At 43.5% G+C, this 15,125-nt stretch carries 10 protein-coding genes; 6 read left to right on the forward strand and 4 right to left on the reverse strand.

Features of this window, described 5'->3' with window-relative positions; all coding sequences use genetic code 11:
* Positions 1–57: 57 nt before the first annotated feature.
* The 6 genes from AC1DO4_RS14640 (at position 58) to AC1DO4_RS14665 (ending at position 9,257) form a co-directional block, all read left to right on the forward strand.
* Positions 58–819 carry an SGNH/GDSL hydrolase family protein gene (locus tag AC1DO4_RS14640; RefSeq protein ID WP_477417027.1) on the forward strand — a complete coding sequence of 254 codons (762 nt, stop codon included), beginning with the start codon at positions 58–60 and terminating at the stop codon, positions 817–819.
* 169 nt (positions 820–988) lie between these two features.
* The gene (locus tag AC1DO4_RS14645; protein WP_477417029.1) at positions 989–2,911 is read left to right on the forward strand and encodes an ABC-F family ATP-binding cassette domain-containing protein; all 1,923 of its coding nucleotides are present in this window, start codon (positions 989–991) and stop codon (positions 2,909–2,911) included.
* Between the two features lie 126 nt (positions 2,912–3,037).
* Complete coding sequence (locus tag AC1DO4_RS14650; RefSeq protein WP_477417031.1) at positions 3,038–4,411, forward strand: type IX secretion system plug protein; 1,374 nt, start codon at positions 3,038–3,040, stop codon at positions 4,409–4,411.
* 69 nt (positions 4,412–4,480) lie between these two features.
* Entirely contained in the window at positions 4,481–4,963 is a 483-nt protein-coding gene (locus AC1DO4_RS14655; RefSeq protein WP_477417033.1) for a hypothetical protein, read from the forward strand.
* 273 nt (positions 4,964–5,236) lie between these two features.
* Positions 5,237–7,666 carry a beta-galactosidase GalB gene (galB, locus tag AC1DO4_RS14660; protein ID WP_477417035.1) on the forward strand — a complete coding sequence of 810 codons (2,430 nt, stop codon included), beginning with the start codon at positions 5,237–5,239 and terminating at the stop codon, positions 7,664–7,666.
* Between the two features lie 493 nt (positions 7,667–8,159).
* On the forward strand, positions 8,160–9,257 hold the full coding sequence (locus AC1DO4_RS14665; protein ID WP_477417037.1) for an AI-2E family transporter: 1,098 nt from the start codon (positions 8,160–8,162) through the stop codon (positions 9,255–9,257).
* Between the two features lie 119 nt (positions 9,258–9,376).
* Here the strand turns inward: AC1DO4_RS14665 and AC1DO4_RS14670 are convergent, their stop codons facing one another.
* The 4 genes from AC1DO4_RS14670 to AC1DO4_RS14685 form a co-directional block, all read right to left on the reverse strand.
* The gene (locus tag AC1DO4_RS14670) at positions 9,377–10,714 is read right to left on the reverse strand and encodes a M16 family metallopeptidase (protein ID WP_477417039.1); all 1,338 of its coding nucleotides are present in this window, start codon (positions 10,712–10,714) and stop codon (positions 9,377–9,379) included.
* A 17-nt stretch (positions 10,715–10,731) separates the two neighbouring features.
* On the reverse strand, positions 10,732–12,111 hold the full coding sequence (locus AC1DO4_RS14675) for a M16 family metallopeptidase (protein ID WP_477417041.1): 1,380 nt from the start codon (positions 12,109–12,111) through the stop codon (positions 10,732–10,734).
* A gap of 140 nt (positions 12,112–12,251) precedes the next feature.
* Positions 12,252–12,947, reverse strand: coding sequence for a hypothetical protein (locus AC1DO4_RS14680; RefSeq protein WP_477417043.1), 696 nt, complete (start codon positions 12,945–12,947; stop codon positions 12,252–12,254).
* 294 nt (positions 12,948–13,241) lie between these two features.
* A complete protein-coding gene (locus tag AC1DO4_RS14685) occupies positions 13,242–15,086 on the reverse strand; it encodes a UbiD family decarboxylase (RefSeq protein WP_477417136.1) in 1,845 nt (614 codons plus the stop codon).
* Between the last annotated feature and the right edge of the window lie 39 nt (positions 15,087–15,125).

Below are 15,125 nucleotides of genomic sequence, written 5' to 3' on the forward strand. Positions count from 1 at the left end.
GGGTAAATCTGTAAATTCGGAAATCAAAATCGATCTATAAAATCATTTATGAACAATATGTTTAAACGCAACCGACGCAATTTTTTAAAAACAGCATCAGTAGGTACTATAGCCGCCATGGGCTTACCCCAGATAGTTTCGGCAGCTTTAGCTATCGAAAAACCATCAAAAAAAATCAGCTTCAATACCGGTGATGTGATCCTTTTCCAGGGCGATTCTATTACCGACTGGGGTCGTGATCATAAGACGACAGAATTTAATACAACCAGCGCCTTAGGATCGGGTTATGCGCTTATAACTGCATCGCAGCTATTGCTTAAACATGCTGATAAGAACCTTAAAATTTATAACAAAGGCATCAGCGGCAATAAGGTATATCAACTGGCCGAGCGCTGGGATACCGATTGCCTGGCCATTAAACCCAATGTGCTGAGCATTCATATTGGTGTAAATGATTTTTGGCATACACTTACCAACGGTTACACCGGCACAATTGATACTTACATAGCCGATTATAAAAAACTGATAGATCGTACCAAAGCGGCCCTGCCTGATATTAAACTGGTGATTTGCGAGCCATTTGCCCAAAAGGGCGTGAAGGCTGTTGACGACAAATGGTACCCTACGTTTGACTTATTCCGCAAGGCGGCCAAAGATATTGCCGAGCAATACGGTGCCATTTTTGTACCCTACCAGGCAGCATTTGACAAAGCCGAAACCATTGCCCCCGCCACCTACTGGAACCGCGATGGCGTACACCCCAGCGTAGCCGGCGAAGCCCTGATGGCGCAAACCTGGCTTAAAGCGGTGGGAGCATAATTTGAGGTGAAAGGATAAAGGTGAAAGGCAAAAGGTAGGCATTGGGGTATTAGAATTTTGAGGGTACAGTTATTCAAAGTGGCTTGATTGTCATCATTTAAAAACCTTTCACCTTTAGCCTTTTACCTTTTACCTAAATTTCACGTCAAATCCGTATCTTTGCGCCCAAATGATTGCTATAAATAACCTTACGTTTGAGATTGGTGCGCGGGCCCTTTACGATGAAGCCAACTGGCATATAAAACCCGGTGAAAAAATTGGTTTAATAGGTGCCAACGGAACCGGTAAAACTACCCTCTTAAAAATTATTGTAGGCGACTATAAGCCTACATCGGGCACCATATCAATGGCGAAGGACCTTACCATGGGTTACCTTAACCAGGATTTGCTGTCATACTCATCTGATAAAAATATTGTGCATGTGGCTATGGAGGCTTTTGAGCGCCAAAACCAGTTGCATGACGAGATAGAAGTGCTGCTTAAAAAATTGGAAACCGACTATACCGAAGACCTTTTGCACAAGCTTAGCGATAAGCAGCATGAGTTTGAATTGCTTGACGGTTATAATATTGAATACAAAGCACACGAAATTTTAGCGGGTTTGGGATTCAACGAGGCTGATTGCCAGCGTAAGCTAAGCACCTTCTCGGGAGGGTGGCGTATGCGTGTAATGCTGGCCAAGATCCTGTTACAGGCGCCCGATATTTTGTTGTTGGATGAGCCTACTAACCACCTTGATTTACCTTCTATCCAATGGCTGGAAGATTATTTGAAAGCTTTTAACGGCGCCATCATCATCGTATCTCACGATAGGTGGTTTTTGGATAAGGTGATTAACCGCACAGTTGAATCGCGTAAAGGGAAACTTACCGTTTATGCGGGTAACTATACTTTTTACCTGGAAGAAAAAGCCCAGCGCGAAGAAATTCAGCGCGGTGAGTTTAAAAACCAGCAATCAAAAATAAAACAGGAAGAGCGTTTGATCGAGCGTTTCCGTGCCAAGGCCTCTAAAGCAAAAATGGCGCAGTCGCGTATCAAAATGCTTGATAAAATGGAGCGCGTGGATGATGTGGATGATGATAACCCATCCGTTAACTTTGCTTTCCGTTTCTCCAAACAATCGGGCAGGCACGTGGTAACGTTAGAGGATATTGTTAAAAAGTATCCCGCAATTGATATTCTTGATGGCGGCGAAGCGGTAATTGAAAAAGGCGACAAAATAGCCCTGATTGGTGCAAACGGTAAGGGTAAATCAACCTTGTTGCGCATCATTGCCAATGCCGATCATGATTATACAGGTAAGGTAACAACCGGGCATAATGTAAGCACTACGTTTTTTGCCCAGCACCAGCTGGAGTCGTTACACCTGGAAAACCAGATACTGCAGGAACTGCAGGCATTTGCGCCGAAACATACCGATACCGAACTGCGTACCATATTAGGTTCGTTTTTGTTTACCGGTGATGATGTATTTAAAAAGATAAAGGTATTATCGGGAGGTGAAAAATCACGTGTGGCTTTAGCCAAGGCACTTACTGCGGATGCTAACTTCCTGGTGCTGGATGAGCCTACCAATCACCTGGATATGCAATCTGTAAACATCCTGATCCAGGCTTTGGAGCAGTACGAGGGTACTTTCATTGTAGTATCTCACGATAGGTATTTCCTTGATAATGTGGCCAACAAGATCTGGTTCATTGAGGATCAAAAGATAAAAATATACCCCGGTACTTATGCCGAGTTCGACGAGTGGTTTTCAAAACGCAAGTTAGAACCTAAGGCTGCAGCTCCCGCACCTCAACCTAAAAAAGAAGAGAAAAAGCCCGAGCCGGTTAAACAGCAGCAAGGCGAAAACAAGCACCAGCAGCTAAAGAAACTGAACCAGGACCTGGCCAAAATGGAAGAGCAGATTGCCGCGCTTGATAAAACAGTGAAAGAGCTGGAAGCCAAACTGGCCGATACCAAAATTTATAACGACAGTCAAAAGCTAAAAGAAACCAATACTGCCTATAACCAAAAACAAGCCGAGCTGAAGCAGATCCAACAAAAATGGGAAACTTTGGCCGAGCAGATTTTGGAGCTGGAAGCGTAAAAACTGTATCCAAAAATATGTCATTGCGAGGCACGAAGCAATCGCGAACTGTGCATATTCGATTTGCATGCGACGCGATTGTCACGCTACGCTCGCAATGACATAGTTTTAAAGTAAAACATATTTATGAAACCCGTCATTGCGAGGCACGAAGCAATCCCCAACTTTACAGGGCAACCTTGCAAGGCCGCTTTGCATATCGGGGATTGCTTCGTGCCTCGCAATGACGGGCGGTGGGGCGCGTGGTTTTCTAAATCAATAATACTATTTCTACTCGTCCTCCTCTCTCTCAAAACTTTTGCTCAAACACCGTACGATAATAACGTTTACAGCCCCGCCATAAAAAGCGTTGAGTTTAACAACACCGATAAGCAAAATACGTTTCCGGTAATCAACCTTGGCACTGATGATAAAGTACTACTGGCTTTTGATGATCTGCGTGGCGGCAGTCGTAATTATTATTATACCATTGAGCATTGTGATACCAAATGGAACTCATCTAACTTATCGCCGGCCGAGTACCTGCAAAGTTTCCAGGACGACCGTTTGTATAATTACAGCTATTCAACAGGTACGTTCCAAAAATATACCCATTATGAGCAACTGATCCCTAATAATAACATCGCCCCTAAAATATCGGGAAACTATATCCTGAAAGTTTATGAGGATGGTGATCAATCAAAAATGGTGCTTACCCGGCGCTTGTATGTGGTTGGTAAAAAGGTTTCTATAGCAGCCAATATAATTGCATCGCCTAATACGCAAACGCGGCAAACCAACCAGAAATTAAATTTTACAGTTGATTACGGAAGTCTGCAGGTTCAAAGCCCATCCCGGGAGATCCGTGCATTTGTAATGCAGAACGCGCGTACCTCCACCAGTATTTTAAATACAGAGCCAACAAATATCCGCGGTACATCATTAATCTATAACGATGTGGCCATTAACGATTTCCCCGGCCGTAATGAATTCAGGTTGTTTGATATGCGAACCTTGAAACTTAACTCGCAACGCGTGGCTAAGATTTATAAGGATACGGCAAATATCGTAGTGCTATTGGGCGACCCCATTCGCGATAATCCCGACTATGTATTGTACTATGATAACAACGGCAAATTCTTTATCCTGAACCAGGATGGCCGCGACCCGCGTACCGATGCCGATTACGCGCATGTATATTTCAGTCTTGCTGCCAATAAATTGGGAAGTGAAGGCACACCATACATTGTTGGCATGTTTAACGATTACAAGCTGGATGAGCAGAGTAAGCTTATCCGCGATGAAAATGGCCGGTATTATATCAACCTGTTGTTAAAGCAGGGCGTATATGATTATGAATATGTTTGGGTTGATAAAAATGGCAAGGCCGATGATGTCCCCCTTGAAGGCAGTCATTTTGAAACCGAGAACGATTACCAGCTATTGGTTTACTACCGCCCGCCCGCAGCCCGCTGGGACGAACTGGTAGGATTTAGTATGGTGAATACGGTGAAAAAATAGGGCAACACTTTTTATAGGGCACATTTTTTTTTGATATTATAAATTTCACGACTATTACTATATTTATTCATGCGTTTAAAACTTATAGTTTCTGTTTTTGGGGTAATAATATTAGCTGGTTGTAAAAAAGACAATAAACCTACACGTTTAGAGGTAGTTGTAAAATCGGATACACAGGCTGAATTGAATGGCATAACGGTACAGCTGTTATCCGACGAAAAAAGAATATCAGGCAACAATGTTGCTCAGGCTCAAAGCAGCAGTAATGGTAAAATCGATTTCGACGTTACTGCAGGTAAAAATTATTACTTATATCATTCTGCCTCAGATGGCAAAATACTTGCCGACCCGGAAGCCACGTACATTGTAACCGGAAAGTTCACCAGTCAGTTTGAGATTAATAGTTCGCCGGTGCAAACACCCGCGGCAAAAGTTGGAGATGATATTCACCAGGATATTAATGGCGATGGAATAATTAGTAAATATGATATGGTTTTGAGGGTTGCTGTTCCGGCTGGTGAAACCAGGAACGTAAACTTTATTTTAAAATAAGTCTCTGGCTTATTTCAGCATCTGAATATAAGTTCCGTCCCCTCGGGGTCTCTCGCAAAGGACCCTGAGGTACCGTGATCACCTCACATAAACGCGGCTTTCGTGAACAATACGGGCTTGTGCAACCGCAGGGTCCTCTCCGAGAGACCCTACGGGACAGAAAAGAGTTTTTTGCAAAACGTTATTCCGAAATAAATTCGGCACTACATTGGGTTAATATTATATTATTTCTAATTTAGTGTCTAAATTACATTTAATCCCAATTAACCTATTATGCATCCTATAAAGTCAATTGCCCAAGCTGTAACATCATACGGCTTGCTGCTTCTTACCCTGTTTTTTTGTGCGGATAGTTTTGCCCAGCAAAGCCGTCAAACGCTCGACTTTGATAAGGGCTGGCGCTTTAATTTAGGCGATGTACCCCATGCCGAAAAGCCTGGCACGAGTGATGCCAAATGGCGTTCGCTAAATTTACCGCATGACTGGAGCATTGAGGGGAAATTCAGCAAAGATAACCCTGCTACTCCCGAAGGCGGCGCATTGCCGGGTGGCATAGGCTGGTATCGTAAAACATTTACAGTGCCGGCTTCATCAAAAGGGAAATTGATTTATATAGATTTTGACGGCGTTTACCAGAAGAGCGATGTTTGGGTTAACGGGCATCACCTTGGTTTCAGGCCAAATGGTTATATCTCTTTCAGGTATGAGCTTACTCCTTATTTAAACTTTGGCGGAAATAACGTTATCGCGGTAAAAGTTGATAACTCTGTTCAGCCAAATTCCCGCTGGTATTCAGGGTCTGGAATTTATCGGAATGTATGGCTGGTTACCACCAATAAAACAGCAATTAACCATTGGGGTACTTATGTAACCACAACAGATGTAAGCAACACATCGGCCAAAGTTAATTTAAAGGTGCAGGTTAAAAACGCCGCATCCTCACCGGTAACAGTGAAAACTACGCTATATGATGCTGCCGGTAAAGTGATTGCTGCCGAGGCATCTATTCCATCAAAAAAACAATTAAAAGATACTGTATTTGAAACACGCAGCGTGCTGAATGTTACAAACCCGGTATTATGGAGTGTTGAAAAGCCTTACTTATACAAAGCGGTTACGCAGGTGCTTGCGGGCAAAACGGTAATTGACGAATATACTACCCCTTTAGGTATCCGCTATTTTAACTTTGATGTGGATAAAGGTTTTAGCCTGAACGGCAAACCGATGAAAATTTTAGGCGTTTGCGATCACCATGACCTGGGCAGCCTTGGCGCAGCTATAAATACCCGTGCGTTGGAACGCCAGCTGCAGATTTTAAAAGGTATGGGTTGCAACGGCATCCGTACCTCCCATAACCCGCCGGCTCCGGAGCTGCTTGATCTATGCGATAAAATGGGTTTCATTGTAATGGATGAGGCTTTTGATACCTGGGAATGGGAAAAAGCAAAGTACGATTATCACCTGTTTTTCAAGCAATGGCACAAACGCGACCTGGAAGATCAAATTCTGCGCGATAGAAATCATCCCAGCGTAATGATTTGGAGTATTGGTAACGAAATAGGGCAGCAAAGTGATACCTCGGCTTTAAGGATTGCGCCGCAGCTTACAGCTATTGTTCATAGTTTAGATACTACGCGCCCTATAACCGCCGCCAATAATAATCCGGATACAAAAAACAAGATCATAGCATCAGGCGCGATTGATTTGGTAGGTTATAATTACCATGAGGGAGAATATGCCGGTTTTCATGACAGGTATCCCGGTAAAAAATTCATCGCTACAGAAACTACATCCGGCCTGGAAACCCGGGGCTTTTACGAAATGCCATCGGATAGCATCAGGGTATGGCCCGAAAGATGGGATAAGCCCTTTGTAAGAGAAGGTAATAACGTATCAGCTTATGATAATGTGCGACCGCCATGGGGATCGACCCACGAGATGACCTGGAAGGTGATGAAAAAGCACGAGTTTCTATCGGGGATGTTCATCTGGACAGGGTTTGACTATTTAGGCGAGCCTACGCCATATAGCTGGCCATCGCGCAGCTCGTATTTTGGTATTGTTGATCTGGCGGGTTTCCCTAAGGATGTGTATTACATGTACCAAAGTGAGTGGACTAACAAAACTGTATTGCACATTTTCCCGCACTGGAACTGGACACCCGGTAAAATGGTTGATGTTTGGGCATATTACAATAATGCCGATGAAGTTGAGCTTTTTCTGAACGGCAAATCATTAGGCATTAAAAAGAAAACGGGAGACGACTTGCACATCATGTGGCGCGTAAAATATGAGCCGGGCACGCTAAAGGCAGTATCGCGCAAAAATGGTAAAGAGGTTTTAACCCGCCTCATCCATACCGCAGGCGAGCCGGCAAAAATCGAGCTATCTGCCGATCGTAAACTGATCAAAGCTGATGGTAAAGACCTGTCATTCATTACCGTAAAAGTCCTGGATAAAGATGGCAATGTAGTGCCGGATGCCGAAAACCTGGTCGACTTTAAAATAACCGGACCAGCCTTTATTGCCAGCGTTGATAACGGCGATCCGGTAAGTCATGATTCATTTAAAGTATCGTATCGTAAAGCTTTTCATGGCTTAGCTTTGGCTATTGTACAGGCTAAGGAAAAGGCAGGTGCAGTTACGTTTACAGCGACATCAAAGGGTTTGCCTGTTGCTAAAATTACGTTGAATACCAAGTAAAAAATATTTCGTGCCCTCAGGGTCTCTCACAGAGGACCCTGAGATACCCCGATTACCACGCATAAACGCGGTTTTCGTAAATAATACGGGCTTAGTGCAACCGCAGGGTCCTCTTTCGAGAGACCCTACGGGGACGGGAAATTAATGAGTATCTCCCCCAGCGGGGGAATAGCTTTGTAGTAAAAAAGCAAAAATGAAGCTCCGTGCCAGAGGTACGGAACCTTAGGTGGCGTACCTCTGGCACGCAAAAGATTGTAGATTTATTTGTGCTACAAAGCTTTTGCTCCTCTGGAGCAGCCTATCAGCCTCTTAACTTAATAAGATGCGAGAGACCATGCGGGGACGAAATTTGCGGAAGACGGGATTTATGATATTGATATAAAGGGTTTGAAGCTTTGGTTTCAGATCCTTTTGTTTTTCAGGAATTTATTGTGCAGATAAAACAATTAGTTGATTTACTCCTTGATTTGGATACACCTTATTTTCTGCCTGTATGCCTGTTAAAGAATACCCTTTTTATCTCAAGAGCACCGTTATCATGTTCGGGCTCATTTTATTAGTCTATATATTTTCACAGCTGGCCGATGTTTTTGTACCGATCGCGTTCTCGTTGTTTATTGCTATTTTATTAAACCCCGTTTGCAATTGGCTGGAAATGAAAAAGGTACCCAAAGTATTGGCTATCTCTATTACCTTGCTTTTGGCATCCGTTGCCATTGCCGGGTTGTTTTATTTTCTATCTACCCAAATTATCCAGTTTGGCGATTCGCTGCCCATGCTGAAACAAAAGTTTGCAGCAATATCCGTTGATGCTAAAGATTGGGTAGCAACCACCTTTGGTTATTCTGTACAAAAGCAGAATCAATTAATTAAAGAGGCAATGGATAATAGCCATTCGCTGTTGGGCAGTACTTTAGGTTCGGTAATTGGCATCTTTGGGTTGATATTGATTGTTCCTGTGTATGTTTTCCTTGTACTTTATTATAAAACCTTACTGCTCAACTTTTTTTTCGAAGTGTTTTCAGAGGAGAACTCCAGGCGCGTGGCCGATGTATTGCACGAAACCAAAGCGGCTATCCAAAGCTACATTATAGGTTTGCTGATAGAGATGATGATTGTGGCAGCGCTGAATTCGCTGGCGCTTATCCTGCTTGGCGTAAAATATGGGATATTGATTGGAGTGATAGGCGCAATCCTTAACCTGGTGCCTTATTTAGGCGGTATTATTGCCATTGCCTTGCCGGTGTTGATGGCTACGGTTACTAAAGATGGTTATACAACGCAATTGGGGGTGATAGTGGCCTACCTTGTTATCCAGTTTATTGATAACAATATCCTGGTGCCACGTATTGTATCATCCAAGGTGCAAATCAACGCGCTTATGTCCATCATCGTTGTATTATTGGGCAACATGCTGTGGGGGCTATCTGGTATGTTCCTTTCCATCCCGTTCATAGCTGTGCTCAAGATCATTTTCGACCGGATTGACGGTCTTAAGCCCTGGGGTAAACTTTTAGGCGACACCGTACCTACCCGGCATAAAGGCGAGATTTGGGGCAGAAGGAAGAAGGTGGTTCTTCCGGTAGAGTAATTCAAAATTCAAAATTCAAAAAGGGGACGCGGGCAATTAGTTTGGCGGAACTCTTTATAAAAGCCAAAAGTCAAAACTGTATGGCAATTTTGACTTTTGACTTTTTAATTTTGACTTTTTTAATGATTAGCTCCGTTTTCGCCTTTATTTAAAGTTCCGTTGATATACAATACCTGGTTTACTTTTTTAGGATCGCCCTGGTATACCCACACAATATTGTTGATATAAGTTTTAAAGGCGTTGTTTACCTGCTCGGTTGTTAGTTTTTTAACATCGTCAACCAGGGTTAATGAGCGTTTCCAGTTGTTGAACAGCACCTCGTTTGATGCTATTGACGATGCCTGGGCACTGTTGGTTTCGTTTTTGTAATAAAAACCTGTAAGGTAGGTTATCTTCATGTTGGCAACCTCTTCGGGTTTAAAGCCCTCGGTTTTTACCTTATCAACCAGTTTATCAAATACCGCTATGTATTTATCGGGCTGCGTAGTTGATACCGAAAACCTGGCTGTTGATGTTTGCCCTACGCTAAACCAGGCCTGGGGTGCATAGGATAAACCATTGTTGGTACGTATATCTAAAAAGTGACGATTTGCAAATATCCTCATCGCTACGTTGAACGCATCAAAATCCTGGTTGCCGGGGATAGGGCCGCTGGTTACGCCTTCCACATAATTGGTAGCCAGGTCGCGCGACTCTACATTAATACTGTTTTTATAAACCCTGAACGATGATTTTTTAAATTCAAATGCCTGGCCTTTTTTTACACCATCAAGCATAGCTTTTACTTTCGCCTCAATGGTAGCCTGGTCAAGATCAGCAACAACAACAATTACTAAACGCGATTTGGTGAAGATGGATGAGTAATAGGCTTTTGTTTCTTCGGGGGTTAATTTAGTAATAATATCAACTGTACCGGCAGGGTCCTTGGCATAATCACGGTTAGCGAAAGCTGTTTTGTCGGCAAATTTATCAATAGCCACATCAGGTCTCGAATCCATGCTTTTTATTTGGTTAATAGCATCCTGCTTAATGCGGGTAAACTCTTTAACATCAAAGCGGGGCTGGGTCATGGCCTCAACGTATAAAGGCCATACCGCGTCCAGGTCGCTTTTAATACAGTTCATGCGCACTACCGAATAATTTTTATTACTGTAACCATAAACGGTAGCGCTTACTTTATCCAATAAATCTTTAAAGCTGTTTTTATCGTGCTTAATGGTTCCGCACTCGGTAAGCGCGTTCATAGCCATCGATTCGATCCCCATTTTGTCGGCCCTGTAATTTTGTACGCCGCCTTTTATAATGGTTTGTATCTCCACAATATCGTTTCCGCTTGGCTGCACAATTACCTTTACGCCATCAACGGTGGTTTCATAGGCGGCTTTTTGTGCCTGCACTGTTTTTATATTTCCTATCGCCGCTGCAATCAGCAGGGTGAATACATATTTTTTCATCATGATAAGATGTTTAAAAATTACTTAGCTACAAAAAATGAAGCTACATTTAATTGTTTACTTAAATCAGGTGCTATGATTATACCTGCGGCGTATGGCTTACCTATAATATAAGTATCCACAAATTTTTTGATATCAGCGCGGGTTACTTTCTGGTAATTGCCGTCAAGATCGGTACCATAATTAAGCGAGGTGCTGCACCATTGGTAACTCAGCTGGCTGGCCAGCGATGATGGTTTTTCTTTACGATGGATGCTGTTTCTTAATAAAATAGCCTGGGCATCTTTTAGCTGTTCGTCGGTATAGTAATCAGCTTTGCTCCATTGGCTTACCTGGTTTACTACCTCATCATAGCATTCCTTTAGTTTAGTAGGATTGGGCTCGATACCCATATCAATAGGGCCAACGTATTTGCTGGTGGTATAGCTTACATAAACGCTGCTTGCCAGGCCTTTATCAACCAGGGCCTGTTGTAGTTTTGATGAATTTAAGCCCAAAATAGTACTAAATACATCTGCAGCCACAGTAGATGCCGAATCTGTTAAATATGACGGGCCCTGCCATGAAAGTTGTATAGATGGCGTTTGTGCTATGGTGCTTTCCTTTATAAAGTATTCGCTTTTTGTTAAAGGCTTAAAGGGAGGGATAGGGTATTTTTCATGCGGATTGAAACCACTGCTGGCCCAGTCGCCAAATATCTTCTCGGCCAAGGCAAATGCTGTTTCATGTTTTACGTCGCCGCAAATAGTAAGCAGGCTATTGTTGGGGAAGTAATATTTGTCTTTGATGATCATCATCTTCCCGGGCGTAGCTGTATTGATCACTTCATGGATCCCGATAGGGTTTTTACGGGTGATGAGGTCGCCCCAAAGTTTTTGCTGGATGCCATACCACAGCTGAAAACCCGGGTCGCTTTCGGCACGCTGAAACTCGCCGTCAACAACAGGGCGTTCCTTTTTCATATCCTCCTCGCGGTAAATAGGGAAACGGATGGCGGCGTTCATGAATTTTAAACCGGCATTAAGGCTGTCCCTGTCAAAAGTGAAAAAGTAGTTTACACGCTCTACATCGGTGGTGCCATTCCAGATGGCGCCCAATTCCTGGGTGCGTTTTAGAAATGCTTCCTGGTTAGGGTAATCCTTATTGGCTTTAAAAAACATGTGCTCAAAAAGGTGGGAGAGGCCGCTAAATTCCGGGCCTTCGGTATAGGCGCCATTTTTTACAGCAATTTCTATGGTGGCCAGGGGCACCTTGCTGTTTTCAATAACAACCACTTCCAGTCCGTTTGGAAGCTTTTTCCAGAAGTATCCTTCCGGTAAGCGGGGTTGGGCAATCGCTATGCAAAAGCTGAACACCCCAATAACACTAAGTGCTAAAGTTTTAATAAGATTTCGGGTCATATATTTCATAATGTTTTAGACACTATAAATATATTGGTATAAATTATGAAAAGGAAAATTTTATCCCTTTTTAACTTAATTTTTAGTTAGAGCGATAGATATAAATAGATAAAAATAGATATAATTAATACAAATATATTTTACATGCCCGATTTGATACTATTATAAGGCACGCCAAGGTCATCAATAGAGTATTGGGTAAGTACACTATCTTTTATAGTGATATAGTCACCCCGGTCGGTAACAAACCATTTTTCAACCCCATCCTTTTTAATTACAGTTGGGATAGTTGCCGAAACTACTTTACCGGTTGTATCCAGCTCCAGGATATAATACTCCTTTTTGGGGTCGGTTAAATCCCTGAAGGGAATGATAACGGTATGGTTATTATCATCAATAAAGTGTCCATAAAAGTTTTGATCTTTTAGTTCCTTAGGATGAAAGCCGATGAGTTTTTTAGCTGTTTGTGCAGATACTCCGGTTATTTTTAAGCGTACAATGTTGCCTTCGGTATCTTTCAGGGTATCCTGCATGGTAGTAACCTGTGCACCGGGATATTTGGCAACAGCATAAAAGTTATTTGAACCGGTATTTTTATCGCTATGGCCAGGTAGTATGTAGCAAAGCTGCAGGTTGGGCAATGCGGCGCTATCTGATCTTATTTTCCCGGCTATGCTTAGCAACTGGGCCTGGGTTAAACGTGCGTTGATATTAACAATAACTTTACTGGCAGTATCAGATTTTGTTACCCTGGATATGGTGTAGTATGGTACGTCTTTTTTTTTGCAGCCACAGGCAAGCAGGAGTATGGAAATATATAGAAAGATGTTTTTCATAGCAGTCAAAGATAAACACGATTTTTCACTCATTGTTTATATTTTAGGTGTTTAAGAAGCCACACCGTTTAAGGATTTTGCAGGATTTAGAGGATTTTGCCTGCAAAGCACCAGGAAAAGTTGAATGTTATGCTGATTTTTTAAAAAATATAACTAATTGATAATCAAATATAAAGGTGTTCTGCCTTGTGTTTTGTGAAAGCTTAAAGTGTTGACTATCAGTACAAATGGTATTCCACCCCGTTCCACGTTCCAATGGAACGCTTGTGGCTCATTATCTTGCTGTTTTCAATCCTAAATTATCCCGTAAAGCGCTCCGCCTTTTTCGCCCATTTTGTCAACTGATTTTTCAATTTCCGGGTCCCGTTCCAGTACAGGGGCATGGTGAGGCTTAATGCGGGCATCAATAATAAGCGGACCGGTACAGCCCCAGTGTTTATGCTCGGTAAAGCTGCCTATGCCATAAATATCGTGCGATGGGTTGCTGCGGGTAAACGTTACCCAAACAAAGTTGCTGATGTTTTGGGCAGCGAAGGCGGCATCGTCACATAATACTATTAATGGTAAGCCATTTAGCTCTTCTTCCTCTTCTTTCAGCCGGTACTCTATAATGCTGATGATGTTGTCTATATCCTTATGGTTCACATGTTTGGGCACTTCAACCATCAGCACACCGGGCATAGCCATTTTATAGTTGCTTACCGGCTTAGGCAAATCGAACCAGGATGGCAATGCTGTCCACAGCTCACGTTTGATGTCGCCGGCAACGGTGATGGCTACCTTGCTGCCGGTGTTGAGCCCGTCTCCGCTATAGTCAAGGGTGTCGATAGTGGTACGGGTATAAAAGTGAAGGTCGCGCGTAAGGTCGACGCGTTGCAGTATGTGCAGCAGGAATGCTTCGATATTGTTTACATCCAGCGATGGGGCATCTTCCTGAGCGGCAATCAGCAGGTATTTGGCCAAACTTAGCTGGCTTTTGCCCAATATGTGATTGGCAATGGTCAATATCTCCTGCGGTTTACGCTCTTTAATGTAGGGTGTATAACGCTCGCTACCGATGGCAAATAACAAAGGGTGTACACCTGCCGCATCCACCGCGTTAACGGCATGCAGGCCTGGAATTTCCTTGGGGATGGCTGCACCGCTGATCTCATGGATGAGCGCCCCAAAACTGGTATCCTCCTGCGGCGGGCGGCCAACCACCGTGAACGACCAGATGGCATCCTTGCGGTGATATACGTTATGGACCTTTAATAAAGGGAAAGGGTGCTTTAAGCTGTAATAACCCAAATGATCGCCAAAAGGGCCTTCGGGCTTGTTTTCAAGCGGCATTACTGTGCCGGTGATCACAAAGTCAGCATCCGAAGAAATACAGAACCCTTCCTCATCATAAAAATAACGGAAACGGCGGTTACCCAAGGCTCCGGCAAAGGTCATCTCTGATAAACCTTCGGGCAGGGGCATCACCGCAGCAACAGGGTGCGAGGGCGGGCCTCCTACAAATATGCTCACTTTTAATGGCAAGCCCTTGGCGTTTGCTTTGGTTTGGTGTACGCCGATGCCGCGGTGCAACTGGTAGTGCAGGCCTATCTCTTTATTCAAAATATAATCGTTACCGGCCAGCTGGATGCGGTACATGCCCAGGTTGGCATTCATGATGCCCGGTTTATCGGCGTCTTCGGTGTACACTTGCGGCATGGTCACAAATGGGCCGCCATCCATGGGCCAGTTCACAATCTGCGGGATATCACTGATCTTACATTTACCGAACGTTACCGGGGCATTGCTGCTGCCTTTCATGGGCAGGGCCGATAGGGCTGTAAGCGCTACGTTGGCGTATTTAAAAGGCTGTTTTATAGCCTTAAGCGGATCGTTTTTGATTTCAACAAGGGTCTTGATCTTATCCAGCGTATCCCGGAAAATAAATTTCGAACGCTCCAGGGTACCAAACAGATTGGATACCGCGGGGAACCTGCTGCCTTTAACCTGCTCGAAAAGTATGGCTGGCCCCTGGTTTTCAAATACCCGCAGGTGAATGGCTGCCATTTGAAGGTAAGGGTCAACCTCCTCCTTAATCCGTACCAAATGACCATGCTTTTCCAGGTCGGCAATACAAGCCTGTAAACTTTTATAACCCATTCCGCAAAAGTAGTTCATTGGTTTATTAGTTCATTGGTT

Source organism: Mucilaginibacter sp. P5_A6 (genome assembly GCF_056400585.1).